The organism is Enterobacter sp. JH25 (assembly GCF_021725435.1).
GTDB classification, from domain to species: Bacteria; Pseudomonadota; Gammaproteobacteria; order Enterobacterales; family Enterobacteriaceae; genus Enterobacter; species Enterobacter intestinihominis.
Window position 1 is genome coordinate 4589528 of the sequence record NZ_CP091319.1, and the last position, 25593, is coordinate 4615120.

The following is a 25593-nucleotide window of genomic DNA, read 5'->3' on the forward strand; positions in this document are numbered from 1 at the left end:
CCTCACCCTAACCCTCTCCCCTTTGGGGAGAGGGCCGGGGGGAGGGGCTCAGACCGCACCACCCCTCCCCCTCCCCACTCTGTGATAAACTTCGTGCAATTCCTTTTGATTGTACGAGTACCTCATGAAACGTGAACTTGCTATCGAGTTTTCCCGCGTCACCGAAGCTGCCGCCCTCGCAGGCTACAAGTGGCTGGGCCGTGGCGACAAAAATACCGCAGACGGCGCAGCCGTCCACGCCATGCGCATTGTGCTTAATCAGGTCAATATCGATGGCACTATCGTCATTGGCGAAGGCGAAATCGACGAAGCCCCGATGCTCTACATCGGTGAAAAAGTCGGGACGGGCAAAGGCGATGCGGTGGATATCGCGGTCGACCCGATCGAAGGCACGCGCATGACGGCGATGGGCCAGGCCAACGCGCTGGCGGTGCTGGCGGTGGGCGATAAGGGCTGCTTCCTCAACGCGCCAGATATGTACATGGAAAAGCTGATTGTCGGTCCTGGTGCTAAAGGCGCTATCGACCTTAGCCTGCCGCTGGATGCCAACCTGCGCAATATCGCAGCGGCGCTGGGTAAACCGCTCAACGAACTCACCGTGACCATCCTGGCGAAACCGCGCCACGACGCCACCATCGCTTATCTGCAAGCACTCGGCGTGCGCGTATTTGCCATTCCTGATGGCGACGTTGCCGCCTCTATTCTGACCTGCATGCCGGACAGCGAGGTCGACGTGCTTTACGGCATCGGCGGCGCGCCGGAAGGTGTGGTCTCTGCGGCAGTGATCCGCGCGCTGGACGGCGATATGCAGGCGCGTCTGCTGCCACGCCATGAGGTCAAAGGCGACAGCGACGAGAACCTTCGCATTGGTGAAGACGAACTGGCGCGCTGTGCGGCGATGGGCATCGAGGCCTATAAAGTGCTCGCGCTGAACGAGATGGCTCGCAGCGATAACGTGGTCTTCTCCGCAACCGGCATCACCAAAGGCGATCTGCTGGATGGCATCACCCGCAAGGGAAACATGGCCACCACTGAAACCCTGCTGATCCGCGGCAAATCCCGCACCATTCGCCGCATTCAGTCCATTCATTATCTCGACCGCAAAGACCCGGACGTACAGACGTACATTCTGTAAAACCGTTTGATCGATAGAGCTTTCCGGCCCGAATGGGCTGGAAATGTTTCCCACAAGTACGGAAGATAGAAGAGAGAAACAGCACAGGAGAAGATCATGGCGGACTGGGTAACAGGTAAAGTCACAAAGGTACAGTTCTGGACCGATGCGCTATTTAGCCTCACGCTGCACGCTCCCGTTCATCCGTTTACCGCCGGGCAGTTTGCCAAGCTCGGGCTGGATATCGACGGTGAACGCGTACAGCGCGCCTACTCTTACGTTAACGCGCCTGATAACCCGGATCTCGAGTTCTATCTGGTCACCGTCCCGGACGGTAAGCTCAGCCCGCGCCTCGCCGCGCTGAAACCGGGCGATGAGGTGCAGATTGTCTCCGACGCGGCGGGGTTCTTCGTGCTGGATGAAATCCCCGACTGTGACACGCTCTGGATGCTGGCGACCGGCACGGCCATCGGCCCGTATCTCTCTATCCTGGAGTACGGCAAAGATCTGGAGCGCTTTAAGAATATCGTGCTGGTTCACGCCGCGCGCTACGCCGCAGACCTGAGCTATTTGCCGCAGATGCAGGCGCTGGAACAGCGATATGGCGGGAAGTTAAAAATTCAGACGGTGGTCAGCCGCGAAACCGCAGCTGGCTCGTTAACCGGCCGCGTTCCGGCGTTGATTGAAAGCGGCGCGCTGGAAGAGGCGGTGGGTTTACCGATGAATACCGAAACCAGCCACGTGATGCTGTGCGGTAACCCGCAAATGGTGCGCGATACGCAGCAACTGCTGAAGGATACCCGGCAGATGACGAAACACCTTCGCCGCCGACCGGGCCATATGACCGCCGAACACTACTGGTGATCAGCGGTACTTCACCTCAAGGGTATCTTTTCCGTATTTGTTCTCGCTCTGGGTGCCAATAAACGCACCCAGTTCGACAACCATCATCACAAAGATAACCGTCGGCAGCAGTCTGCCCACCACCCACGGGAGGATGGAGGGCAGCATTGACCAGTTCCCCGCCACCAGCATCCACGCCAGAATAATCAAAAAAGCCCAAGCGCCGGAGCGACCGCGATCGTGCAGACGTTTCACCACCACGGCGGCGGTTGGCCACAGTAAACAGACCAGCGCAAAAGCCGCAGTTTGCGTGCTCAGCCAGGCGTTATAGGCAACAAAAAACAGAAGCAGCATGGCGACAACCCACGCTGCCATCCAGATCCAGAAGTCACGGCGTCCAATACGCCCTTTGAATGAAAACAACCACTGCTGTATGGTCATGTAAGGTTCCTTATTATTGTTTAGCCCGCATTTTACCCTGGAGTTGTGACCTTTTGACAAGCCGACCAGATATCGTTTTAATCATGGGCAATAACGGCCAGGGGCAATGTTGATGAAAAGTTCGGCACACTCTCTTTATTTGTGTTTAGCGATGCTGAGCGCCAGTTTTTCTCTGCACGCCGCGGAACCGGCTTCCCCGGTCACCGCCCCCTACCTTCTGGCGGGCGCCCCCTCTTTCGATCAATCTATCAGCCAGTTCCGCGAAGCCTTCAATAAAGAAAACCCCTCGCTTGCGCTGGGGGAGTTCCGTGCGATTGACGGTGCCCGCGATACGCCAACCCTGACCCGCGCTGCCAGCAAAATTAACGAGAATCTATATGCTTCCACTGCCCTTGAGCGCGGAACGTTAAAAATCAAAAGCATGCAGATCACCTGGCTGCCGATTCAGGGCCCAGAGCAGAAAGCGGCGAAAGCGAAAGCGCTGGAGTATATGAGCGCTATTCTGCGCGCCTTTACCCCCACCTTCACGAAAGCGCAAAGCCAGCAAAAGCTGCAAAAACTGCTTACCGCCGGGAAAAACAAACGCTATTACGCCGATACGGAAGGTGCCGTTCGCTATGTCGTCGCAGATAACGGCGAAAAGGGGCTGACCTTCGCGGTTGAACCGATTAAGCTGGCCCTATCAGACGCACTCGAGGGGGCGAATTAATGACAAAAAGCAAAGCCTTTCGAGGGAAAATCTCTATACTGATTCACAGACCATGCTGCCCTTAAGGGTGGCCATATTCCTTAATTCGCTTATTGAGCGTGGAGAATTGAAATGCGACATCCTTTAGTGATGGGTAACTGGAAACTGAACGGCAGCCGCCACATGGTAAACGAACTGGTTGCTAACCTGCGTAAAGAGCTGGCTGGCGTGACCGGCTGCGCGGTTGCTATCGCTCCGCCGGATATGTACCTGGATCTGGCTAAACGTGCCGCTGACGGCAGCCACATCATTCTGGGCGCGCAGAACGTTGACGTTAACCTGTCTGGCGCGTTTACCGGTGAAACCTCCGCTGAAATGCTGAAAGACATCGGCGCGAAATACATCATCATCGGCCACTCTGAGCGTCGCACCTACCACAAAGAATCTGACGAGTTCATCGCGAAGAAATTCGCTGTGCTGAAAGAGCAGGGTCTGATCCCGGTTCTGTGCATCGGTGAAACCGAAGCAGAAAACGAAGCGGGTAAAACCGAAGAAGTGTGCGCACGTCAGATCGACGCTGTGCTGAAAACCCAGGGCGCGGCAGCGTTCGAAGGAGCGGTTATTGCTTACGAGCCAGTCTGGGCGATCGGTACCGGCAAATCTGCAACTCCAGCGCAGGCACAGGCGGTGCACAAGTTCATCCGTGACCACATTGCAAAAGCAGACGCGAAAGTGGCTGAGCAGGTCATCATCCAGTACGGCGGTTCCGTTAACGCATCAAACGCAGCTGAGCTGTTCACCCAGCCAGACATCGATGGCGCGCTGGTTGGCGGCGCATCCCTGAAAGCAGACGCTTTCGCGGTGATCGTTAAAGCGGCAGAAGCGGCTAAGCAGGCGTAATTGCCTTTGGGGCGGGTGGCGCTTCGCTAACCCGCCCTACAAAACCACTACAAACGTCCTAATACGCTAAACCACAAATAATCCAGCGGCAGCAGCACCAGATACGTCGCAATCGCCAGCGCCAGGCAGAGCAGCATCCCCGCCTTCGCAGGCACTTTCCCTAAGCCCATCGCCACCACAATCGGCGACGCCTGATACGGCAGCAGCGGCGTGGAATACCCCAGCACCTGAATCATGATCACCGACAGCAGCGGGAAGCCGGTCGCGTCGGAGAAGCTCTGCGCCAGCGTGGTGTACAGCGCCGGAACGCCGTTGGCGGTCATAATGAAGTTGAGCGCCGTGGTGATCCCCGTCAGCGCCAGGAAGCTGGTAAACGGGCGGTCTGCATCCAGCGGCATGATATGGAGCAACGCCTCGCCTACGGCCGCACCGATACCGGTCTGCGTCACCGTAATGGCCAGCCCGAGTATACCCGCGACGTAAATACAGGTGCGCATATTCACCCCCGCCGAGAACTCCTCGCCGGTGATAAATCCGATGCGCGGCAGCATAACGATGACCGAGGCCGCCAGCCCTGTCCACGCTGGGCCCACGCCGTGCCAGCTCTCCGTTACCCACATCGTCAACACCACCGCCAGCAGCCAGGCGAGTCGTTTTTCGTCACGCCCCATCGGTTCAGACGGCGTCAGATCCTTCGCTGGTTTCGGGCTACCGGGGAACAGCCAGCAGATCAGGCCAATCAGAATCAGGCCTTTGAGAATACCCAGCATCGGCGTGTGCAGCAGCAGATACGGGACATAGTTGAGGTGGATACCGTATGAGCCTTCCGCCGCGCCGCTCATCACAAGGTTTGGCACGTTAGCGGGCAAAATAGTGGCCGAGAGCTGGAAAGTGCCAAACCCGACCGCCAGCGCCAGGCCAAACCAGGCCCGCGAGCCATCAGGAATGCCGGCCCGCTTCGCCATCGCGGCGACAATCGGCATCAGCAGCGCAATACGTCCCATGTTCGACGGCATCACGAATGCCAGGGCATAGCTCAGCAGCACAACGCTTGCCACCATCAGCACCCAGGAGTCGGTAAGCTTTGCCGACAGCGCCCGGGCGGCCCTGTCCGCCAGGCCGGTTTTCCGAATCGCCACGCCCAGCACAAAGCCGCTGAACACCAGCCAGAAGGCAGACGAGGCGAAGCCGCCAAAGATCACTTCCGGCGGGGCGATTCTGGCGGTCATCGCCGCCGTAAAGAACAGCAGCGCGGTGATAAATTCCGGCAACAGCGACGTCGCCCACAGCACGATGGTGACGCCGACGATCAGCGAGGGAAGCAGCAGAGGATGCGTTAACCAGAGCGACATACCTGTCTCCTGTAGAATTTTTCAGCAAGTCTACGGCGACAGGCAGGGCGAGTAAACGCTATTTATGGTGGGGTCACTTCAGGATATCGCATTGATGATCCTGCAATTCCTCAGCCGACGCACGGTTAAAGGTCAGCAGGTTACGCTCCGTCGCCAGCAGTACAAATGAGCCGTCCGACTGCTGCGCCATCGCCAGCGCGAAGCGTCCCATATGGTCGCGCGCTTCCGGCAGCTCTTCCGCCAGCATCATAAACGGGCTGCGCTGCACCAGTTCGTTCTCCGTCACCCGACGGGCAAGGTACTCATGCCCTTCCAGCCCGCCCGGAAGCGGTAGCCACTGGGTGCTGATTTGCCCCTGCGCCGCGTTCAGCTTCTCGCGCACGTCCGGGCGCAGGCAGGAGATGTGGATATGAAAATGGTTCTGCGTGCGCCCGGTCGGGGAGTTGATGGTCAGAGAAACAGCGCTGTCAGGCACGTCGGCTCCCCGTTTCATGCTCATAAAATGACGAGACTGCCATGCCAGCCAGAAGAAATTCGGTGTCTGAGGCTCAGTCAGCAGCGGGCTTTCGGTGCCGTTGATACGGTACGTGGGCATCAGCAGGTATTGCAGCGGTCCGTTGCGGTCCTTGAACACCACGTAGCCCGCATCTGGCATCACCTGCGCACACGGTGCCGGGTTACGGTTATGCAGCTGGTTGGGCACACACTGGTCGAGCACGATATGGCGCAACGCATTCGGATTACCCGCTTTCATCCAGTACACGCCGCCTGCGGCAAGGGCGATAACGATCAGAATCAGTAAGATAATTTTTTTCACAACGCGTTCCCTGTTTTCAATAGAGGCAAAAGAGTAACGCAAAATGATGACCAAATAAAAAACCCGGTGGATTTCTCACACCGGGTTACCGTGTCGTTCTTTGTAAAACGCTTAGCGCTTGCTGATCTGGTCGAAGGTGCCGCCGTTAGAGAAGTGCTCTTTTTGCGCTTTGGTCCAGCCGCCAAAAACATCATCGATAGTGAACAGCTTCAGTTTCGGGAAGGCATTTTCGTATTTCTTCGCGACGGCCTCATCGCGCGGGCGGTAGAAGTTTTTCGCCGCAATTTCCTGCCCTTCCGGTGAGTAGAGGTACTTCAGGTAGACTTCCGCCACCGCTTTGGTGCCCTTCTTATCAACAACCTTATCGACGACGGAGACGGTCGGCTCAGCCAGGATGGATTCGCTCGGGGTCACGATCTCGAATTTGTCTTTACCCAGCTCGTTGGTCGCCAGTAGGGCTTCGTTTTCCCAGGCAATCAGCACGTCGCCGATGCCGCGCTCGACGAAGGTGTTAGTTGCGCCGCGCGCGCCGGAGTCCAGCACTTCGACATTTTTAAACAGCGCTTTCACGAATTCCTGCGCTTTAGCCTGGTCACCGTTGTTGTGGTGCAGGGCGTAGCCCCAGGCCGCCAGGTAGTTCCAGCGTGCGCCGCCGGAGCTTTTCGGGTTCGGCGTGATGACAGACACGCCCGGCTTAATCAGGTCGTTCCAGTCTTTAATCTGTTTCGGGTTGCCTTTGCGCACCAGGAAGACGATGGTCGAAGTGTATGGCGCAGAGTTGTCCGGCAGGCGCTTGATCCAGTTTTTGTCGATACGGCCACGCTCCGCGATCGCGTCCACGTCATAAGCCAGCGCCAGGGTAACCACATCGGCTTCAATGCCGTTGATCACCGATGTCGCCTGCTTACCTGAACCGCCGTGAGACTGGCGAACCACCACGTTATCGCCGGTTTCCTGTTTCCAGTGCGCCGCAAAAGCTTTGTTGTACTGGTCGTACAGTTCACGCGTCGGATCGTACGACACGTTCAGTAACTGAATGTCCTTTGCCAGAACGCTGGTCGATGCCAGCAATAATGTTAACCCCACGCCCCATTTATTCATCGCCCGGCTCTCTTGTGTAGTGTTTTGATGAATGCAGCGTGCCAGAAAGCTAACCGATGATTAAAGAATAAAAAAAGATTGGCTATAACGTGGAGGAATAAAAAAAGTGAATGAGCGGCCTGATGCCCTCACCCCAACCCTCTCCCACGGGAGAGGGAGCAACCATAAAAAACGGTAACCCAAGGGTTACCGTTTTGCATTTACCTTGCCGCCACCGGGCAACAGAGCCGATCAGTACAGTTTTTTCGCGCAGTCCAGCCAGTCACCTTTGAACGGACGCTTCATGTTTTCAATGGCGTCGATGATGTCATGGTGAACCAGTTTCTCGTTCTGAATACCGACGCAGCGGCCGCCGTGGCCCTGTAGCAGCAGCTCGATCGCGTACGCACCCATGCGGGACGCCAGGATACGGTCGTACGGGCCTGGGGAACCGCCACGCTGAATGTGACCCAGAACGGTCGCGCGGGTTTCGCGTTTGGTTTCGGTTTCGATGTACTTCGCCAGCTCGTCAACGTCACAGATGTGCTCGGTGATAGCAACGATGGCGTGTTTCTTACCTTTCGCGATGCCGGCTTTGATCTCTGCGACCAGATCTTCACGGCTGAACTCTACTTCCGGAACTACCACGAACTCACAGCCACCGGCAATGGCCGCTGCCAGGGTCAGGTCACCGCAGTAACGGCCCATCACTTCAACAATGGAAATACGCTGGTGAGAGGAAGAGGTGTCACGCAGGCGGTCAATCGCTTCCACAACGGTACCCAGCGCGGTGAAGTAACCGATGGTGTAATCAGTGCCTTTGATGTCGTTGTCGATAGTGCCAGGCAGGCCGATGCACGGGAAGCCCATTTCAGTCAGACGTTTTGCACCCATGTACGAGCCGTCGCCGCCGATAACCACCAGCGCATCCAGACCCCGTTTTTTCATGTTTTCGATAGCCACTTCACGGATGTGTTCGTCACGGAATTCCGGGAAGCGCGCGGAACCGAGGAAAGTACCGCCACGGTTGATCATGTCAGACACGCTGTAGCGGTCGAGCTGAACCATGCGGTCTTCATACAGACCCAGGTAACCGTCATAGATACCAAAAACTTCCAGACCTTCCGTCAGCGCTGCACGGACAACCCCACGGATTGCCGCGTTCATGCCCGGCGCATCACCGCCGCTTGTCAACACACCGATTTTCTTAATCATGACTACCTCTGAACTTAGGAATGCAAAATTGAAATCTGCTGCCGGAAGAAACTGTTCAACCGTCGAATACTGCAAATAGTATATCAATCCCTTCCAGCTGAATTGATTCAGGTCAGGCCATATGGTGGTAATTTATCCACAAAATGCTGGTCTGGCTCACTTTTTTACAACGAATTACGAAAGCTCAAAACGCTCTGGGGACGACAGAGCACGGATCCTGGTGAATAATGACGTCTGACCCAGGGAAACGCTGCAAAATCGCCTGCTCCACCTGTTCAGCGACCATATGCGCCTGAACCAGTGGCAGGTTGTCTTCCATTTCCAAATGAATCTGAATAAAGCGGGTCGGCCCTGACTGCCGCGTACGAAGATCGTGAGCACCACTGACGCCAGGCCAGTGGGTCACGATGGCATAAATTTCATCACGTTCTGCATCCGGAAGCGCACGGTCAAGAAGCGACTGTACCGCGTCATACCCCATCCGCAACGCGCTGTATAAAATATAGATCCCTATCCCTAACGCAAACAACGCATCGGCACGATGCCAGCCATACCAGGCCAGACCGAGCGCAATAAGAATAGCCCCATTCATCATAACATCAGACTGATAATGAAGCATATCGGCCCGTACAGCCTGGCTTTGTGTTTTGCGTACAACCCAGCGCTGGAACGTTACAAGAACAAGTGTGCTTATAAGTGCAACTACCGTTACGACCACGCCAACGCCCGGATCGTTCATTGGTGACGGCGAAACAAGATGCTGAATGCCGGTCAAAAACAGGAAAAGCGCAGAGCCCGAAATAAACATGCTTTGTGCCAACGCGGCCAGCGATTCCGCTTTGCCGTGGCCAAACGTATGCTCTTCATCCGCCGGTTGCAGCGAGTAGCGCACCACCAGCAGGTTGGTCAGCGAGGCGGCAATATCCACCAGCGAATCCACCAGCGCCGCCAGAATACTGACCGAGCCGGTGTACCACCACGCGAAAATTTTAATGATCAGCAAACACGACGCCGTCACCGTCGCGGCTATTGCGGCCCGGCTTACCAGCCGTCCATAGGATTGATTCATAAACACTCCTGTCATGCCATGGCGCTAGTATAACGGATGGCGGTGGAGTGAAAGGATGAATAAAGCGTTAACAACACTGAACGATGGGCAAAAAAAACCCCCACATCATGTGGGGGAAGACAGGGATGGTGTCTATGGCAAGGAAAACAGGGTTTACTGGTTACTACGGGTACTGCTATTGCTACTGAAAAGCGTCATATCTGAGCTTCGCTGCATCCGTGCAACCTCACGCAACTGGTTCATACGTTGCTGATGTTTGGTATTCAAAACCGCTTGCTGCTCGGGCGTTAGCAGGTGGAACATCTGGTTGCGAACCTTCGCCATTTCTACCTGGCGGGCAACCTGTTCCTGCGCCATTTTTTCTGCCTGAGCGCGTACAGCGCTTTCGTCAAAATTTTCTGCGGTGACAAGGCGATGCATTGTCTCCATTTCGCTAACATTAACAGGGGGCTGGTCGTGTCGTGCCCTCTGCATCAGATCTCGCATCTGTTGACGCTGATGTTCGGTTAAACTTATGCCGTCAAACATATGGCTTTGGCTGCTGTGCTGCGTTGCGCCCTCTACTGAGGAACCGTTATCGCTGTTGATAGCTACAGCAGCCTGGCTAAACGCATAGAAGGCCAGCGTTGAGGCCATGACGGCAGCGGTAACTTTGCGCATCACTTGCTCCCAAAATCTTTCGTTTCGCGATTCAACGAGAGACAGTCTACGATTCAGGCTGCAAACATGCGTCAGGGGGTGTAAAACAACGTAAAGTCATGGATTAGATAGCCTTGATGTCGTAATTTCTGCCTCGGAGGTATTTAAACAATGAATAAAATCCTGTTAGTTGATGATGACCGAGAGCTCACATCTCTTTTAAAGGAGTTGCTCGACATGGAAGGTTTCAACGTCCTGGTTGCCCATGATGGGGAACAGGCGCTGAGTCTCCTTGACGACAGCATCGATTTACTTTTGCTCGACGTCATGATGCCGAAGAAAAACGGTATTGATACGTTGAAAGAACTTCGCCAGACACACCAGACCCCCGTCATTATGCTGACCGCGCGCGGCAGCGAGCTTGACCGCGTACTCGGCCTTGAGCTGGGTGCGGATGACTATTTACCTAAGCCGTTCAACGACCGTGAACTGGTGGCCCGTATTCGCGCGATCCTGCGCCGCTCTCACTGGAGCGAGCAGCAGCAGAATACCGACAACAGCTCACCTACGCTGGAAGTGGACTCCCTGAGCCTGAACCCGGGCCGCCAGGAAGCGAGCTTCGACGGTGAAACGCTGGAGCTAACCGGCACCGAGTTCACCCTGCTGTATCTGCTGGCGCAGCATCTCGGCCAGGTGGTGTCGCGTGAACACTTGAGCCAGGAAGTGCTGGGCAAACGCCTCACCCCGTTTGACCGCGCCATCGATATGCATATCTCGAACCTGCGCCGTAAGCTGCCAGAACGTAAAGACGGTCACCCCTGGTTTAAAACCCTGCGTGGTCGCGGTTATCTGATGGTTTCCGCTTCATGATAGGCAGCTTAACCGCCCGCATCTTCGCCATCTTCTGGCTGACGCTGGCACTGGTTTTAATGCTCGTTTTGATGTTGCCAAAACTCGACTCACGCCAGATGACGGAGCTGCTCGACAGCGAGCAACGTCAGGGCGTGATGATCGAGCAGCACGTGGAAGCGGAGCTGGCAAACGATCCGCCGAACGATTTAATGTGGTGGCGCAGGCTGTTTCGCGCTATCGACAAGTGGGCGCCCCCCGGACAACGTCTTTTACTGGTCACCAGTGAAGGCCGCGTGATTGGGGCCGATCGCAATGAAATGCAGATTATCCGCAACTTTATTGGCCAGGCGGATAACGCCGATCACCCGCAGAAAAAGAAATATGGTCGGGTAGAAATGGTGGGCCCTTTCTCGGTGCGGGATGGGGAAGATAACTACCAGCTCTACCTGATTCGCCCCGCGAGCAGTTCCCAGTCCGACTTCATCAACCTGCTATTTGACCGTCCGCTGTTGCTGTTGATTGTCACCATGCTGGTTAGTTCCCCACTGCTGTTATGGCTGGCGTGGAGCCTGGCGAAACCGGCGCGTAAGCTGAAAAACGCGGCGGACGAAGTGGCGCAGGGCAACCTGAGGCAGCATCCGGAGCTGGAATCCGGGCCGCAGGAGTTCCTGGCCGCCGGAACCAGTTTTAACCAGATGGTGAGCGCGCTTGATCGAATGATGACGGCCCAGCAACGTCTGCTGTCGGATATCTCCCACGAGCTGCGTACGCCGCTCACGCGTTTACAGCTGGGTACCGCCCTGCTGCGCCGTCGCAGCGGTGAGAGCAAAGAGCTGGAGCGTATTGAGACGGAAGCGCATCGCCTGGACAGCATGATCAACGATCTGCTGGTGATGTCGCGCAATCAGCAGAAAAACGCGCTGGTGAGCGAAACGGTGAAAGCCAATCACCTCTGGCATGAGGTGCTGGACAACGCGGCCTTCGAAGCGGAACAGATGGGCAAATCCTTCACCGTCAATTTCCCGCCGGGCCCGTGGCCGCTGTACGGTAACCCCAACACGCTGGAAAGCGCGCTGGAGAATATCGTGCGTAACGCCCTGCGCTACTCGCACACGAAGATTGAAGTGGCGTTTTCGGTGGATAAAGACGGGATCACTATCATCGTGGACGACGACGGTCCAGGCGTCAGCCCGGAAGATCGCGAGCAGATTTTCCGTCCGTTCTACCGTACCGACGAGGCGCGCGACCGTGAATCTGGCGGTACGGGGCTGGGTCTGGCGATTGTTGAAACCGCCATGCAGCAGCACCGTGGCTGGGTGAAAGCCGATGACAGCCCGCTGGGCGGGCTGCGGCTAACGCTGTGGCTGCCGCTGTATAAGCGTTCGTAATCCCCTCACCCTAACCCTCTCCCCATAGGGGAGAGGGGACGGCTCGGTGCGGTCTTTTCACCCTCGCCCCTTTGGGGAGAGGGCCGGGGTGAGGGGCAATTATTTCCCCCACAATCTCCGCGAACTGCTCTCGATCTTGCCGCTTATCCGCCGCTTCTGCATCGTTCTGGTCCAGCTAGTGGATAATCCTGCCGCTGACAGCAGGCGGTGAAACTGTTCATCGTCGAAGGGCATATGCCAGGCAATGGCACAGGCCTCGTATACCGACACCTCACTCAGGCGCGAAGCCAGCTCAAGCGGCGCATCCGCCGAAACCTGTCCCGCCTGCACAACGCGATACAGCCAGCCGGTTTTACCCGCGTTTTGCAGCTGGGCCGACATATCCTGAATGCCAAAATGGTAGTTAAGCTTGAAGCACGGCGAGCGCGGCTGGGTGACCTGAATCAGAGCATCGCCCCAGCGATAAATATCGCCAATAAAGACGTTCTTCTCCGTCAGCCCTTCCGTTGAGAGATTTTCGCCAAACGCGGGGGCGACGAAAAGGTCCGCCTGTTCAGGAAATTCGGTTTTCCAGTGCTGATAGTGCTCGCGCGGATAGTGGCACAGCGCACGATCGGGCCCGCCGTGGATTTTCTTTTCGGCCTGCTGGTCACCCGCCAGACCAAGCTCGGTAAGCGTCAGCTCACCGTCGACCTGCACTTTGGCTATAGCGCTCGAGCGACTGCCTTCGTACTCCCTTACCTTGCCTGTAAACACATTCACCGGGTAATGCATCTCCACTCCTTCAGATACAAAAAAAGCGAGTCATCAGACTCGCTTCTCACAGGCGTCAATGCAACCTTATTTTTTAGCGGCGAAACGCGCTGCTGCTTCGTCCCAGTTCACTACATCCCAGAAGGCTTTGATGTAGTCAGGGCGACGGTTCTGGAACTTCAGGTAGTAAGCGTGTTCCCACACGTCCAGACCCAGAATTGGGAAGCCGGATGCGCCAGAGATAGCTTCACCCATCAGCGGGGAGTCCTGGTTTGCGGTTGAAACGACCGCCAGTTTGTCACCTTTCAGGACCAGCCACGCCCAGCCAGAACCGAAACGGGTTGCAGCGGCTTTTTCGAATTCCGCTTTGAAGTTGTCAACGGAACCGAAGTCACGCTCGATAGCCGCTTTCAGGTCGCCCTGAAGGGTGGTGCCGGTTTTCAGGCCTTTCCAGAACAGGCTGTGGTTAGCGTGACCGCCCGCGTTGTTGCGCAGCACGGTTTTCTTGTCTGCTGGCAGCTGGTCCAGTTTGGTGATCAGCTCTTCAACAGGCAGATTAGCGAACTCTGGCAGGCTTTCCAGCGCAGCATTCGCATTATTCACGTAGGTCTGGTGATGTTTAGTGTGATGGATTTCCATCGTCTGCTTGTCGAAATGCGGTTCCAGTGCGTCGTAGGCATACGGCAGGGATGGCAGTGTATAACTCATAATCCTCTCCATTATTGTCGGGCGGCACAGCTGTTAATGCCGCGTAAGCAGTTGGTTCATTATAGTTAATTAAATGATATTGAAAATGATTATCAATGCCGTAGTTTTTATAAGGTTATTCGGTTTTTGAGAAATGAAGGAATTGTGAGTCTGCTCACGCGGTTAACGAGCTGATTGCCATTCAAAACAAAAGTGCGGCAACCTTCTGAAGGTTCCCAAACCGCCTAATTTTTACACTCATCAAGTCGGCGGGAAGCCTCCGGCTATAAAAACGATGAGGATGTAAAAATGAATCATGCGATTACGATGGGTATTTTCTGGCATTTGATAGGCGCGGCCAGTGCAGCCTGTTTCTATGCCCCGTTTAAAAAGGTGAAAGGCTGGTCATGGGAAACCATGTGGTCCGTTGGCGGTACCGTGTCCTGGCTGATTTTGCCGTGGACAATCAGCGCCATGCTGCTGCCCGATTTCTGGGGCTACTTCTCCTCCTTCAACGCCTCCACCCTGCTGCCGGTATTCCTGTTCGGCGCGATGTGGGGTATCGGTAATATCAACTACGGCCTCACCATGCGCTACCTCGGCATGTCGATGGGGATTGGCATCGCGATCGGCATTACGCTGATTGTTGGCACCCTGATGACGCCAATCCTCAACGGCAACTTCGATGTGCTGATCAACACCCAGGGTGGGCGAATGACGCTGCTGGGCGTGCTGGTAGCGGTGATCGGCGTGGGAATTGTCACCCGCGCGGGCCAGTTGAAAGAACGCAAGATGGGCATCAAAGCCGAAGAGTTCAACCTGAAGAAAGGGCTGCTACTGGCGGTGATGTGCGGCGTCTTCTCGGCGGGCATGTCGTTCGCGATGAACGCCGCCAAACCGATGCACGACGCCGCTGCAGCGCTGGGCGTCGACCCGCTGTACGTTGCCCTGCCAAGCTACGTGGTGATCATGGGCGGCGGCGCGCTGGTAAACCTCGGCTTTTGCTTCATTCGTCTGGCAAAAGTGAAGAATCTGTCGGTAAAAGCCGACTTCTCGCTGGCAAAACCGCTGATCGTCACCAACGTCCTGCTTTCCGCCCTCGGCGGTCTGATGTGGTATCTGCAATTCTTCTTTTACGCCTGGGGTCACGCCAGTATTCCGGCGCAGTATGACTACATGAGCTGGATGCTGCACATGAGCTTCTACGTGCTGTGCGGCGGGCTGGTTGGGCTGGTGCTGAAAGAGTGGAACAACGCCGGGCGTCGTCCGGTTGGCGTGCTGAGCCTGGGCTGCGTGGTGATAATTATTGCGGCCAATATCGTCGGCCTCGGCATGGCGAACTGATTACGCTGCCTTTCGACTGCGATGACGCCACTGAACCGGCGTCATCCCCACCTCACGGTTAAACACCACCGAAAAGTAGTTACTGTCCTCAAAGCCGCAGCGCATCGCCACTTCACTCACCATCAGCTCAGTATGCTGTAACAGATACTGAGCGTGGCAGATGCGCAGCTGGCGCAGATAGTGGTTTACCGTCATCCCCGTCTGGGTGCGGAACTGCTGGCGCAGCGCGCGCTCGCTGCACTGCTCCTGCTCGCAGAATTTTTCCAGCACGAAACTCTTGTTAAGACTGCCCGCAAGCCGGGTGATGAGCTTATCCAGCAGCGCTTCCTGCGTGGTGGCAGAGGGATTATCCGTAGCGTAACGATGGCGCTTCAGGGTCATCACCAGCTGGGCAAAAAGCAGCTCCGACATCTGGTTTGCCACCGGATCGCTCTTCTGGCTCTCCTGCTCCAGCTGGGAAATCGTCTGGCGCACCTGAGCCATGCCGTTGCTGCTTAAGCGCCAGTGCGGTTCGCCTCTGGCATCATGTAAACCGGGGATATTGCCCGCCCAGTCGACATTCAGTTTAAGCCTGTCAGGGCAGTAGATGACGTTCTGCAACACCAGATCGTTAACCGAGGCGTAAGAGTGTTTATCTTCGGCGCGGATGTAGAACAGGTCTCCGCGCGTGATGCGGTAGGGACGGTCGTTGAGGACGTGCAGGCCGTTGCCCCGCCACACCAGCACCAGCTCGCAGAACTCGTGGGTATGCTCGGCAAAGACGTTTTGCGGATAGCGGTCCGCCACCGCGACGGCCTGACTCGCGGAGGCAAAAAAATCATCTTTACGAAGAATTAACTGAGCAGCCACACCACAACCTCGACGGCGAATAACCGGACATTATTAGCCTTTCTGCGGTAAAAAAACGGTGACTGCCCTCGCGTTACTGAAGCAACGCGTCTTTCCCCTGACGGATATCGCGCGGCGACCAGCTAAATTCCCGACGAAACAGCGTTGAAAAGTGGTTACTGTCGCCGAAACCGCAGCGATAGGCGATATCCGTGACGCTTTCATCCGTGTGCCTTAAAAGGTGACGCGCTTTGATCAGGCGCAGACGGTTGAGGTAGCGCTGCGGCGTCAGCCCGGTATGCTGCTTGAGCTGACGATGCAGCGTGCGCAGCGAGAGCGAAAAGTCATCCGCCAGCGTTTCCCAGCAGACATCTTCGGCAAAATGATCTTCCAGCCAGGCCATCAGCTGATTCAGGCGCGCATCGTTATTTTCCAGCCCTTCCACCAGGCTGCTGCGCCGCAGCAGCACCAGCAGCTGCATAAACAGCATCTCGCGGGTAGCAATGGCGTGCGTCTCCTGTCCATCCTCGCTCTGCTCCATCTGGCTTACCAGCTGACGCACCTGCTGCAACGTGGACTGATTCACCCGCCAGTGCGACGGGTAGTGGCCGTCCTTCTCCTGCGGCAACAGCTGATTCAGCCCGGAGAGAAACTGAAACGCATCCGGAGAACGATAGAGCACATTGGTCAGGCACAGGTTATCGGTATGTTCATACAGGTGCCTGTCGTGATCGCGCACGAAGCACACCGTACCGCCGCTGATGGTATACGGCTGACCGTTAAACACGTGGATGCCCGTTCCGTGCTCAACAATCACAATTTCATGAAAATCATGATGATGTTCCGGGAACGCAGCCTGAGGCAGCCGTGGCTCAATCGCAACCGGCGAAGCCCCCGAAGGAAAAAAATCGACGCTGTGCAGTACGGTCATAACGGCCTCTACCAATGAGAAAAGTTCTCAAAATAGTAATTAAGGCCTTCCCCGCTCACCTTAAATTTTTGACAGCAAACCGCGCAAAAGCTGCCGGTTTTTCAAGAAACAGGCGGAAAGATCGGGAAATGCGGTCAGCGTCACACTGCCTGCAAACCCCGCGATTACTGGAAACTGTGAACTCCCTCACGTTCATCTTTGCTTTCTTGCCAGCGCGAGATTTGGGCTGTCAGTGGCGAGAAGGTGGCTATTTCTTCCCTTTCTTACACTCCTCGCTAATGACTTAAGAAAGGACCCGACCATGACTTTTCGCCATTGTGTGGCTGTCGATTTAGGCGCATCCAGCGGCCGTGTAATGCTCGCCACCTGGGACTGCGACCTGCACACCCTTACGCTTCGCGAAATGCACCGTTTCGCCAATTGTCTGCAAAAACAGGACGGTTTTGTTACCTGGGATATCGACGCCCTGGAAGCAGAGATCCGCACCGGACTTCACAACGTCTGCGAAGACGGTATTCGCATCGACAGTATCGGCATTGATACCTGGGGTGTGGATTACGTGCTGCTGGACAGTCACGGCGAACGCGTCGGCCTGCCGGTCTCCTACCGCGACAGCCGCACCGATGGGCTGATGGCGCACGCCATCGCGCAGCTTGGCAAGGAGAACATCTATGGTCGCAGTGGCATCCAGTTCCTGCCGTTTAACACGCTGTATCAGCTACGTGCGCTGGTTGAGCAACAGCCTGAGCTGGTCGAAAAGGTGGCGCATGCGCTGCTGATCCCGGACTACTTAAGCTACCGTCTGACCGGCAATATGAACTGGGAATACACCAACGCCACCACCACGCAGCTGGTCAACATCAACACCGATAACTGGGATGAACATCTGCTGGCCTGGACGGGCGCCTCGCCGTCCTGGTTCGGCGCGCCAACCCATCCGGGCAATGTGATCGGCCACTGGCTTTGCCCGCAGGGGAATGAAATCCCTGTTGTCGCCGTCGCCAGTCACGACACCGCGAGCGCGGTCATTGCCTCGCCGCTCGCCGACAAAGATGCGGCCTATCTCTCTTCCGGCACCTGGTCGCTGATGGGCTTCGAGAGCAAAACCCCGTACACCAGCGATGCCGCGATGGCGGCGAACATCACCAACGAAGGCGGTGCCGAAGGCCGCTACCGGGTACTGAAGAACATTATGGGGCTGTGGCTGCTCCAGCGGGTGCTGAAAGAGCAGAACATCACCGACCTGCCCGCGCTTATCGCGGAAACCGAAATGCTGAAGGCCTGCACCTTCCTGATCAACCCGAACGACGATCGCTTTATCAACCCGGTGCACATGAGTGCCGAAATCCAGGCCGCCTGTTTTGAAGCGGGGCAGCCGGTACCTTCCCGCCCCGCCGAGCTGGCACGCTGCATTTTTGACAGCCTCGCCCTGCTGTATGCCGACATCCTGAGCGAGCTGGCTGACCTTCGCGGCAAACCGTTCACACAACTGCATATCGTGGGCGGCGGCTGCCAGAACCAGCTGCTGAACCAGCTCTGCGCGGATGCCTGCGGCATTACCGTGGTGGCAGGTCCGATTGAAGCCTCCACGCTCGGCAATATCGGCATTCAGCTGATGACCCTGGACGAACTTTCAAACGTCGACGATTTCCGTTCGGTGGTGACGGCGAATAACAGCCTGACCACCTTCACCCCCCATCCCTGCCATGAAATTGCCCGCTACCGGGCGCAGTTTCAGCAAAAACGACTGACTAAGGAGCTTTGCGCATGACCACTCAACTTGAACAAGCCTGGGACCTGGCTAAACAGCGTTTCGCCGCCGTCGGCGTGGATGTCGAAGAGGCGCTGCGCCAGCTCGACCGTCTGCCCGTCTCCATGCACTGCTGGCAGGGTGATGACGTCGCCGGTTTCGAGAACCCGGGCGGTTCCCTGACGGGGGGTATTCAGGCCACGGGTAACTACCCGGGCAAAGCGCGCAACGCCACCGAACTGCGTGCGGATCTGGAGCTGGCGCTGAGCCTGATCCCCGGGCCAAAGCGCCTGAACCTGCACGCCATTTATCTCGAATCCGACGAGCCGGTCGCGCGTAACGAAATCAAACCGGAACACTTTAAGAACTGGGTGGAGTGGGCGAAGGCCAACCGGCTGGGTCTGGATTTTAACCCGTCCTGCTTCTCGCACCCGCTGAGCGCGGACGGGTTTACCCTTGCGCACGCCAACGACGAAATCCGCCAGTTCTGGATCGACCATGTCAAAGCCAGCCGCCGGGTCTCGGCGTATTTCGGCGAGCAGCTTGGCACGCCGTCGGTAATGAATATCTGGATCCCGGACGGCATGAAAGACATCACCGTAGACCGACTGGCCCCGCGTCAGCGTCTGCTGGCCGCGCTGGATGAAGCTATCAGCGAAAAACTGGACCCGGCGCACCACATCGACGCCGTCGAAAGCAAGCTGTTCGGCATTGGCGCAGAGAGCTACACCGTGGGCTCAAACGAGTTCTACATGGGTTACGCCACCAGCCGCCAGACCGCGCTGTGCCTGGATGCCGGCCATTTCCACCCAACCGAGGTGATCTCCGACAAAATTTCCGCCGCCATGCTCTACGTGCCGCGTCTGCTGCTGCACGTCAGCCGCCCGGTGCGCTGGGACAGCGACCACGTGGTGCTGCTGGATGACGAAACCCAGGCCATTGCCAGCGAAATCATCCGCCACGACCTCTTTGACCGCGTACACATTGGCCTCGACTTCTTCGACGCCTCCATCAACCGCATCGCGGCGTGGGTTATCGGCACCCGCAACATGAAGAAAGCCCTGCTGCGCGCGCTGCTGGAGCCTGTCGCCGCCCTGAAACAGCTGGAAGAAAACGGCGACTACACCGCGCGCCTGGCGCTGCTGGAAGAGCAGAAATCCCTGCCGTGGCAGGCGGTGTGGGAGATGTACTGCCAGCGTCACGATGCGCCTGCGGGCAGCCAGTGGCTGGACAACGTGCGGGCATATGAGGAAGACGTGTTGAGTCAGCGCGGGTAACTGCCCCCTCACCCCTGCCCTCTCCCCAAAGGGGAGAGGGAGCAAACCATCCCCTCTCCCCTTTGGGGAGAGGGTTAGGGTGAGGGGTTCAACCTCACCGCGATAACTGGAAATGAAAACTATGCAGACCATCACCACTTCCTGGTTCGTCCAGGGCATGATCAAAGCCACCTCTGACGCCTGGCTCAAAGGCTGGGATGAGCGCAACGGCGGCAACCTGACGCTACGCCTGGACGACGCAGATATCGAGCCATTTGCCGCCGATTTCCACCAGAAGCCGCGCTATATCGCCCTGAGCCAGCCGATGCCGCTGCTCGCCAACACGCCGTTTATCGTCACCGGTTCCGGGAAGTTCTTCCGCAACGTCCAGCTCGACCCGCAGGCCAACCTTGGCGTGGTTAAAGTGGACAGCGACGGTGCGGGCTACCACATTCTCTGGGGTCTGACGGACGACGCGGTACCGACATCCGAACTCCCGGCACACTTCCTCTCCCACTGCGAGCGCATCAAGGCGACCAATGGCAAGGACCGCGTAATCATGCACTGCCACGCCACCAACCTGATCGCCCTGACCTACGTGCTGGAAAATAATTCTGATTTCTTCACTCGCAAACTGTGGGAAGGCAGTACCGAGTGTCTGGTGGTGTTCCCGGACGGCGTCGGCATTCTGCCGTGGATGGTGCCGGGCACCGACGAAATCGGCCAGGCGACCGCAACGGACATGCAGAAGCACTCACTGGTGCTGTGGCCGTTCCACGGCGTCTTCGGCAGCGGCCCGACGCTGGATGAAACCTTCGGCCTGATCGACACCGCCGAGAAATCCGCGGAAGTGCTGGTGAAGGTCTATTCCATGGGCGGCATGAAGCAGACCATCACCCGGGAAGAGCTGATCGCCCTGGGCAAACGCTTTGGCGTCACCCCCATGCAGTCGGCGTTAGATCTGTACCAATAACAACATCGCGCCCCGCTCATTGAGACGGGGCGAAAACCACCTGCAATCCCTACAACTAACTCAAGTCAGTGGAGTAAAAGCAATGAAAATAAAAGCAAGCTTGATCCTCACCGTTGCCGCTCTGGCGTTGTCCGGTTCCGCTTTAGCAGAAGTGAAAATCGCCCTGGTGGCGAAGTCCTTAGGAAATGGATTCTTCGAGGCAGCGAACGTCGGCGCGCAGGAGGCGGCCAAAGAGTTAGGCGATGTGAAAGTGATTTATACCGGCCCGACCACCACCACGGCGGAAGCGCAGATCGAGGTATTGAACGGGTTGATCGCCCAGGGCGTGGATGCGATCGCGATTTCCGCAAACGATCCGGACGCCGTCGTGCCGGTGCTGAAAAAAGCGATGCAGCGCGGCATTAAGGTTGTGTCGTGGGACTCCGGGGTGGCGAAAGCCGGACGCCAGATCCACCTCAACCCGTCCAATAATGCCCTGATTGGCGAAACCAACGTGAAGCTCGCCGCCGACGCGCTGAAAGCGCTGAACGTGGAGAAGGGCGACGTGGCGGTGCTGAGTGCCACGCCAACCTCCACCAACCAGAATACCTGGATTGCGGAGATGAAAAAGGTGCTGCCGAAGTACCCGTCCGTCAATCTGGTGACCGTGGCCTACGGAGACGATCTCTCTGACAAAAGCTACCGCGAAGCGGTCGGCTTGCTGAAAACCTACCCCGAACTGAAAGTGATTGTTTCGCCATCGTCCGTGGGCATCGTGGCCGCTGCGCAGGCGGTGAAGGACCAGGGCAAGATTGGCAAAGTGTACGTCACCGGTTTAGGCCTGCCGTCCGAGATGGCGGGCGCGGTGAAGTCCGGCGCGAGCAAGAGCTTTGCCATCTGGAACCCGATTGACCTCGGCTATGCGGTAACCTACCTGGCGGATGACCTGGTGAAAGGCACGGCCACGAAAGGTGAGGCCAGCATGGGCAGACTGGGCAAAGTGAAGCTGGATGCTGACGGCAACGGCGCGATGGCCGAGCCGTTCGTCTACGATGCCAGCAATATTGATAAGTTCTCGAAAATCTTTTGATGCAATTTGTAGGCCGGATAAGCGTAGCGCCATCCGGCAAAAGGCGGGTGGCGCTGCCGCTTACCCGCCCTACAAATTCCTCTGTCCAGGAGAACTATCATGACCCCATTGCTACAGCTTTCTGGCATCACCAAGGTGTTCCCCGGCGTGCGTGCTCTTGAGAACGTGCAGCTTGCGCTGTGGCCCGGCAAAGTGACGGCGCTTATCGGCGAAAACGGCGCGGGCAAGTCGACGCTGGTCAAAGTGATGACCGGCATTTACCAGCCCGACGAGGGCGAAATTCTCTATAAAGCGATCCCCGTTCATCTCCCGACGCCGGAGTCGGCGCATAAAATGGGCATCACCGCCATTCACCAGGAAACCGTGCTGTTTGATGAACTCTCGGTCACCGAGAATATTTTTGTCGGTCAGTACCTTCACAAAGGCTTCCTGAAAAAGCTCGACTGGCCGGAAATGCACCGCCGGGCGCAGGCGATCCTCACGCGGCTGGAAGTGCAAATCGACCCGCGCGCGACGCTGAAAACCCTGAGCATCGCCCAGCGTCACATGGTGGCGATTGCCCGCGCGCTGTCGTTTGAGGCGCAGGTGGTGATCCTCGATGAACCGACGGCGGCGCTGTCGCAGCATGAAATCCTCGAGTTTTACCAGATTGTGGAGCGCTTAAAGCAGGAGGGCAAAGCCATCCTGTTTATTTCCCACAAGTTCGACGAGATTTTTGAGCTGGCCGATCACTACACTATTTTGCGCGACGGCGCGTTCGTCGGCGCAGGTGCAATAAATGAGATCACCGAGGAGCGCATGGTGTCGATGATGGTCGGGCGCGCCATTACCCAAACTTTCCCTAAAATAGACTGCGAAAAAGGCGAGACGGTGCTGGAGGTGAAAAACCTCTGCCATCCGACCGAGTTTGCGCATATCTCGTTCTCCCTGCGTAAAGGAGAAATCCTCGGCTTTTACGGGCTGGTGGGGGCCGGGCGTACCGAGCTGATGCAGGCGCTTTCCGGCGTCACGCGGCCATCGTCCGGGGAAATTATCCTCAACGGACAGCCCCGGCGCTTCCGCCAGCCTGCGGATGCGATCAAAGCCGGTATCGTCTGCGTGCCGGAAGAAAGACAGAAACAGGGGGCGATTATCGCCCTGCCGATTGCCCAGAACATCAGCCTGCCTCAGCTCAGCAAGCTCAATCCGAACGGTGTGCTGCATGACGACCGTGAATGGAAGCTGGCGGACGAATACGCCAAACGCCTGCAAGTGAAAGCCTTCAGCTGGAAGCAGGCGGTGGAGACCCTCTCTGGCGGCAACCAGCAAAAGGTCGTGATCGGCAAATGGCTGGCGACGCACCCTGACGTGATTATCCTCGATGAGCCGACAAAAGGCATCGATATCGGCTCAAAAGCAGCCGTGCATCAGTTTATGTCCGAGCTGGTCAGTCAGGGGCTGGCGGTAATTATGGTCTCGTCCGAACTGCCGGAAGTGATGGGCATGGCGGATCGCATTATCGTCATGCACGAGGGGCTGATGGTGGCCGAGTACCGGGCGGGAGACGCGACGGCGGAAACCATCGTCAGCGCCGCCAGCGGTGCAAAACAGGAGGCGGCATAATGCTTAGCTCACTCTTAAAACACCGCGAAGCCCTGCTGGGCGCGGTGATTATCCTGATGATCGTCGCCATTGGTAGCCGCGTGCCATCGTTTATCGCGCCGGACAACCTGGTGGAGATGTTTAACGACACCGCCATTCTGATCGTCCTCGCGCTCGGGCAGATGATGGTGCTGCTCACGAAAGGCATCGACCTGTCGATGGCGGCCAATCTGGCCCTGACCGGGATGATTGTCGCCCTGATTAATTTCCATTACCCGGACGTGCCCGTCTGGGCGCTGCTGATCCTTGCCAGCGTGCTTGGGCTGCTGATGGGCGCGATAAACGGCCTGCTGGTGTGGAAGCTGGGCATTCCGGCGATTGTGGTAACGCTCGGCACTATGAGCATCTACCGCGGAATGATCTTTTTGCTCTCCGGCGGCGGCTGGGTGAACTCAAACCAGATGGGTACAGATTTCCTCGGCCTGCCACGTGCGTCAGTGCTGGGCTTGCCGGTGCTGAGCTGGTGCGCCATCGCCGCGCTGCTGCTGGTGGGCTACTTCCTGCGCTACAGCCGCACCGGACGAGCGCTCTACACCGCAGGCGGTAATGCCACGGCAGCGTACTACACCGGGATCAACGCCGGAAAAATGCAGTTCATTAGTTTCTGCCTTTCCGGTCTGCTGGCCGGGTTCTGCGGCTACCTGTGGATATCGCGCTTTGCCGTTGCGTATGTTGACGTCGCTAACGGTTTTGAATTGCAGGTGGTGGCAGCCTGTGTGATTGGGGGGATCAGCACCATGGGCGGCACCGGGCGCGTGCTCGGCTGTCTGTTTGGCGCACTGTTCCTCGGGGTGATTAACAACGCCCTGCCGGTGATCGGCGTCTCACCGTTCTGGCAGATGGCGATTTCCGGCACGGTAATTGTGATAGCGGTGCTGCTGAACGAGCGCGGCAATAAACGTAAAGGCCGATTGATACTGCGCGATGCGGCGCTGGCACGTCAGAAACTGGCGGTGAAATCATGAGCAAAATGATGACATCTGAAGCAATCAAACCCACTTCTGCGCCGGGCATCTTCCAGCGTCTGCTGTGCTGGGAGGGGTTCCTGCTGGCGGTGACGCTGGCGGTGTTCTTGGTGAACGCGCTCGCCTCACCCTACTTTCTCAATATCTGGAACCTCTCCGACGCGACGTTCAACTTCACCGAAAAAGCGATCATCGTGTTGCCGATGGCGATGCTGATTATCGCCAGGGAAATTGACCTGTCGGTAGCCTCCACCATCGCGCTCAGCTCCACGGTGATGGGCTTTTGCGCGGCGGCGGGCGTCGATACGCCGCTGCTGGTCTGCGTCGGATTAGGCGTCGGGCTACTGTGCGGGCTGTTCAACGGCATTCTGGTGACGCGCTTTAACCTGTCGTCCATCGTCATCACCATCGGCACGATGAGCCTGTACCGCGGGATCACCTACATTCTGCTCGGGGACCAGGCGCTGAACAGCTACCCTGAGAGCTTCGCCTGGTTCGGCCAGGGCTACGTCTGGGGCGCGCTGTCGTTTGAATTCGCGCTGTTTATCGTGCTGGCCGCTCTGTTTGCCTTTGTGCTGCACCGCACCAACTTTGGCCGCCGCACCTACGCCATCGGCAACAACCCGACCGGCGCGTGGTACTCCGGCATCAACGTGAAGCGCCACAACCTGATCCTCTTCGCACTGGTTGGGCTGATGTCCGGCCTGGCGTCGGTGCTGCTTACCTCGCGTCTGGGCAGCACCCGCCCGACCATCGCGATGGGCTGGGAGCTGGCGGTGGTGACGATGGCGGTGCTCGGCGGCGTCAATATTCTCGGTGGGTCCGGCAGCATGGTGGGCGTGATTATCGCCGCCTTCCTGATGGGGCTGGTGACCTTCGGCCTGAGCCTGCTCAACGTGCCCGGCATTGTGATGTCGGTGATTATCGGCGCGATGCTGATCGTGGTGATTTCGCTGCCGATTATTACCCGCCGGATGATGCAGCGAAGACGGAATTAA

Annotated in this window: 25 protein-coding genes; 14 read left to right on the forward strand and 11 right to left on the reverse strand. The window is 57.3% G+C overall.

Annotated features, from left to right (window positions below):
• Nucleotides 1-124: 124 nt before the first annotated feature.
• Together glpX and fpr are read left to right on the forward strand one after the other, a co-directional pair.
• A complete protein-coding gene (gene glpX, locus L2Y28_RS22005) occupies nt 125-1135 on the forward strand; it encodes a class II fructose-bisphosphatase (RefSeq protein ID WP_022649802.1) in 1011 nt (336 codons plus the stop codon).
• Nucleotides 1136-1231: 96 nt separating this feature from the next.
• Nucleotides 1232-1978: a ferredoxin--NADP(+) reductase gene (gene fpr, locus L2Y28_RS22010; protein WP_022649803.1), complete on the forward strand. Its 747-nt coding sequence runs from the start codon at nt 1232-1234 to the stop codon at nt 1976-1978.
• Here the strand turns inward: fpr and L2Y28_RS22015 are convergent, their stop codons facing one another.
• A complete protein-coding gene (locus tag L2Y28_RS22015; protein WP_022649804.1) occupies nt 1979-2398 on the reverse strand; it encodes a DUF805 domain-containing protein in 420 nt (139 codons plus the stop codon).
• Between the two features lie 112 nt (nt 2399-2510).
• Between L2Y28_RS22015 and L2Y28_RS22020 the strand changes: the two genes are divergently transcribed.
• Nucleotides 2511-3107: a DUF1454 family protein gene (locus tag L2Y28_RS22020; protein WP_022649805.1), complete on the forward strand. Its 597-nt coding sequence runs from the start codon at nt 2511-2513 to the stop codon at nt 3105-3107.
• Nucleotides 3108-3218: 111 nt separating this feature from the next.
• Complete coding sequence (gene tpiA, locus L2Y28_RS22025; RefSeq protein WP_003862019.1) at nt 3219-3986, forward strand: triose-phosphate isomerase; 768 nt, start codon at nt 3219-3221, stop codon at nt 3984-3986.
• 47 nt (nt 3987-4033) lie between these two features.
• Here the strand turns inward: tpiA and L2Y28_RS22030 are convergent, their stop codons facing one another.
• The 6 genes from L2Y28_RS22030 to cpxP all read right to left on the reverse strand — a co-directional run bounded on the left by L2Y28_RS22030 (nt 4034) and on the right by cpxP (nt 10179).
• On the reverse strand, nt 4034-5338 hold the full coding sequence (locus L2Y28_RS22030; RefSeq protein WP_022649806.1) for an SLC13 family permease: 1305 nt from the start codon (nt 5336-5338) through the stop codon (nt 4034-4036).
• Nucleotides 5339-5411: 73 nt separating this feature from the next.
• A complete protein-coding gene (locus L2Y28_RS22035) occupies nt 5412-6155 on the reverse strand; it encodes a CDP-diacylglycerol diphosphatase (protein WP_022649807.1) in 744 nt (247 codons plus the stop codon).
• Nucleotides 6156-6266: 111 nt separating this feature from the next.
• A complete protein-coding gene (locus L2Y28_RS22040; RefSeq protein ID WP_022649808.1) occupies nt 6267-7256 on the reverse strand; it encodes a sulfate ABC transporter substrate-binding protein in 990 nt (329 codons plus the stop codon).
• Nucleotides 7257-7487: 231 nt separating this feature from the next.
• On the reverse strand, nt 7488-8450 hold the full coding sequence (gene pfkA / locus L2Y28_RS22045) for a 6-phosphofructokinase (RefSeq protein WP_003862009.1): 963 nt from the start codon (nt 8448-8450) through the stop codon (nt 7488-7490).
• A gap of 184 nt (nt 8451-8634) precedes the next feature.
• The gene (gene fieF, locus L2Y28_RS22050) at nt 8635-9519 is read right to left on the reverse strand and encodes a CDF family cation-efflux transporter FieF (RefSeq protein ID WP_022649809.1); all 885 of its coding nucleotides are present in this window, start codon (nt 9517-9519) and stop codon (nt 8635-8637) included.
• A gap of 153 nt (nt 9520-9672) precedes the next feature.
• On the reverse strand, nt 9673-10179 hold the full coding sequence (gene cpxP / locus L2Y28_RS22055; RefSeq protein ID WP_022649810.1) for a cell-envelope stress modulator CpxP: 507 nt from the start codon (nt 10177-10179) through the stop codon (nt 9673-9675).
• 150 nt (nt 10180-10329) lie between these two features.
• On the opposite strand from cpxP, the gene cpxR reads away from it, so the two are divergent.
• Nucleotides 10330-11028 carry an envelope stress response regulator transcription factor CpxR gene (cpxR, locus tag L2Y28_RS22060; protein ID WP_003862004.1) on the forward strand — a complete coding sequence of 233 codons (699 nt, stop codon included), beginning with the start codon at nt 10330-10332 and terminating at the stop codon, nt 11026-11028.
• Nucleotides 11025-12398 (forward strand): envelope stress sensor histidine kinase CpxA, encoded by a 1374-nt coding sequence (cpxA, locus tag L2Y28_RS22065; protein ID WP_022649811.1) that lies wholly within the window; start codon nt 11025-11027, stop codon nt 12396-12398. The genes cpxR and cpxA overlap by 4 nt, the downstream gene beginning before the upstream one ends.
• 99 nt (nt 12399-12497) lie before the next feature.
• On the opposite strand, the gene yiiM is transcribed toward cpxA, so the two are convergent.
• Nucleotides 12498-13172: a 6-hydroxyaminopurine reductase gene (yiiM, locus tag L2Y28_RS22070; protein ID WP_022649812.1), complete on the reverse strand. Its 675-nt coding sequence runs from the start codon at nt 13170-13172 to the stop codon at nt 12498-12500.
• A 66-nt stretch (nt 13173-13238) separates the two neighbouring features.
• Nucleotides 13239-13859: a superoxide dismutase [Mn] gene (gene sodA, locus L2Y28_RS22075; protein WP_003861999.1), complete on the reverse strand. Its 621-nt coding sequence runs from the start codon at nt 13857-13859 to the stop codon at nt 13239-13241.
• Between the two features lie 288 nt (nt 13860-14147).
• On the opposite strand from sodA, the gene rhaT reads away from it, so the two are divergent.
• A complete protein-coding gene (gene rhaT, locus L2Y28_RS22080) occupies nt 14148-15182 on the forward strand; it encodes an L-rhamnose/proton symporter RhaT (RefSeq protein WP_022649813.1) in 1035 nt (344 codons plus the stop codon).
• Here the strand turns inward: rhaT and rhaR are convergent, their stop codons facing one another.
• The gene (gene rhaR, locus L2Y28_RS22085) at nt 15183-16031 is read right to left on the reverse strand and encodes an HTH-type transcriptional activator RhaR (RefSeq protein WP_022649814.1); all 849 of its coding nucleotides are present in this window, start codon (nt 16029-16031) and stop codon (nt 15183-15185) included.
• Between the two features lie 73 nt (nt 16032-16104).
• Nucleotides 16105-16941, reverse strand: coding sequence for an HTH-type transcriptional activator RhaS (gene rhaS / locus L2Y28_RS22090; RefSeq protein ID WP_022649815.1), 837 nt, complete (start codon nt 16939-16941; stop codon nt 16105-16107).
• Nucleotides 16942-17242: 301 nt separating this feature from the next.
• Here rhaS (L2Y28_RS22090) and rhaB point away from each other — a divergent pair, with 301 nt between their 5' ends.
• The 7 genes from rhaB to L2Y28_RS22125 all read left to right on the forward strand — a co-directional run bounded on the left by rhaB (nt 17243) and on the right by L2Y28_RS22125 (nt 25593).
• Nucleotides 17243-18712 (forward strand): rhamnulokinase, encoded by a 1470-nt coding sequence (rhaB, locus tag L2Y28_RS22095; protein WP_022649816.1) that lies wholly within the window; start codon nt 17243-17245, stop codon nt 18710-18712.
• Nucleotides 18709-19968, forward strand: a complete 1260-nt coding sequence (rhaA, locus tag L2Y28_RS22100) for an L-rhamnose isomerase (RefSeq protein ID WP_022649817.1) — start codon at nt 18709-18711, stop codon at nt 19966-19968. Before rhaB ends, rhaA begins: the two co-directional genes overlap by 4 nt.
• 121 nt (nt 19969-20089) lie before the next feature.
• Nucleotides 20090-20920, forward strand: a complete 831-nt coding sequence (gene rhaD / locus L2Y28_RS22105) for a rhamnulose-1-phosphate aldolase (protein WP_022649818.1) — start codon at nt 20090-20092, stop codon at nt 20918-20920.
• An 82-nt stretch (nt 20921-21002) separates the two neighbouring features.
• Nucleotides 21003-21989: a rhamnose ABC transporter substrate-binding protein gene (gene rhaS, locus L2Y28_RS22110; protein WP_022649819.1), complete on the forward strand. Its 987-nt coding sequence runs from the start codon at nt 21003-21005 to the stop codon at nt 21987-21989.
• A 99-nt stretch (nt 21990-22088) separates the two neighbouring features.
• Entirely contained in the window at nt 22089-23591 is a 1503-nt protein-coding gene (locus tag L2Y28_RS22115) for a sugar ABC transporter ATP-binding protein (protein WP_022649820.1), read from the forward strand.
• Nucleotides 23591-24595, forward strand: coding sequence for an ABC transporter permease (locus L2Y28_RS22120; RefSeq protein ID WP_022649821.1), 1005 nt, complete (start codon nt 23591-23593; stop codon nt 24593-24595). Before L2Y28_RS22115 ends, L2Y28_RS22120 begins: the two co-directional genes overlap by 1 nt.
• A complete protein-coding gene (locus L2Y28_RS22125) occupies nt 24592-25593 on the forward strand; it encodes an ABC transporter permease (protein ID WP_032622004.1) in 1002 nt (333 codons plus the stop codon). Before L2Y28_RS22120 ends, L2Y28_RS22125 begins: the two co-directional genes overlap by 4 nt.

Excerpts from the sequence above, each read along its gene's own strand:
- glpX (WP_022649802.1), top strand. The coding sequence starts at position 125 with ATGAAACGTGAACTTGCTATCGAGTTTTCCCGCGTCACCGAAGCTGCC.
- fpr (WP_022649803.1), top strand. The coding sequence starts at position 1,232 with ATGGCGGACTGGGTAACAGGTAAAGTCACAAAGGTACAGTTCTGGACC.
- L2Y28_RS22015 (WP_022649804.1), bottom strand. The coding sequence starts at position 2,398 with ATGACCATACAGCAGTGGTTGTTTTCATTCAAAGGGCGTATTGGACGC.
- L2Y28_RS22020 (WP_022649805.1), top strand. The coding sequence starts at position 2,511 with ATGAAAAGTTCGGCACACTCTCTTTATTTGTGTTTAGCGATGCTGAGC.
- tpiA (WP_003862019.1), top strand. The coding sequence starts at position 3,219 with ATGCGACATCCTTTAGTGATGGGTAACTGGAAACTGAACGGCAGCCGC.
- L2Y28_RS22030 (WP_022649806.1), bottom strand. The coding sequence starts at position 5,338 with ATGTCGCTCTGGTTAACGCATCCTCTGCTGCTTCCCTCGCTGATCGTC.
- L2Y28_RS22040 (WP_022649808.1), bottom strand. The coding sequence starts at position 7,256 with ATGAATAAATGGGGCGTGGGGTTAACATTATTGCTGGCATCGACCAGC.
- pfkA (WP_003862009.1), bottom strand. The coding sequence starts at position 8,450 with ATGATTAAGAAAATCGGTGTGTTGACAAGCGGCGGTGATGCGCCGGGC.
- fieF (WP_022649809.1), bottom strand. The coding sequence starts at position 9,519 with ATGAATCAATCCTATGGACGGCTGGTAAGCCGGGCCGCAATAGCCGCG.
- cpxP (WP_022649810.1), bottom strand. The coding sequence starts at position 10,179 with ATGCGCAAAGTTACCGCTGCCGTCATGGCCTCAACGCTGGCCTTCTAT.
- cpxR (WP_003862004.1), top strand. The coding sequence starts at position 10,330 with ATGAATAAAATCCTGTTAGTTGATGATGACCGAGAGCTCACATCTCTT.
- cpxA (WP_022649811.1), top strand. The coding sequence starts at position 11,025 with ATGATAGGCAGCTTAACCGCCCGCATCTTCGCCATCTTCTGGCTGACG.
- yiiM (WP_022649812.1), bottom strand. The coding sequence starts at position 13,172 with ATGCATTACCCGGTGAATGTGTTTACAGGCAAGGTAAGGGAGTACGAA.
- sodA (WP_003861999.1), bottom strand. The coding sequence starts at position 13,859 with ATGAGTTATACACTGCCATCCCTGCCGTATGCCTACGACGCACTGGAA.
- rhaT (WP_022649813.1), top strand. The coding sequence starts at position 14,148 with ATGAATCATGCGATTACGATGGGTATTTTCTGGCATTTGATAGGCGCG.
- rhaS (WP_022649815.1), bottom strand. The coding sequence starts at position 16,941 with ATGACCGTACTGCACAGCGTCGATTTTTTTCCTTCGGGGGCTTCGCCG.
- rhaB (WP_022649816.1), top strand. The coding sequence starts at position 17,243 with ATGACTTTTCGCCATTGTGTGGCTGTCGATTTAGGCGCATCCAGCGGC.
- rhaA (WP_022649817.1), top strand. The coding sequence starts at position 18,709 with ATGACCACTCAACTTGAACAAGCCTGGGACCTGGCTAAACAGCGTTTC.
- rhaD (WP_022649818.1), top strand. The coding sequence starts at position 20,090 with ATGCAGACCATCACCACTTCCTGGTTCGTCCAGGGCATGATCAAAGCC.
- rhaS (WP_022649819.1), top strand. The coding sequence starts at position 21,003 with ATGAAAATAAAAGCAAGCTTGATCCTCACCGTTGCCGCTCTGGCGTTG.
- L2Y28_RS22115 (WP_022649820.1), top strand. The coding sequence starts at position 22,089 with ATGACCCCATTGCTACAGCTTTCTGGCATCACCAAGGTGTTCCCCGGC.
- L2Y28_RS22120 (WP_022649821.1), top strand. The coding sequence starts at position 23,591 with ATGCTTAGCTCACTCTTAAAACACCGCGAAGCCCTGCTGGGCGCGGTG.
- L2Y28_RS22125 (WP_032622004.1), top strand. The coding sequence starts at position 24,592 with ATGAGCAAAATGATGACATCTGAAGCAATCAAACCCACTTCTGCGCCG.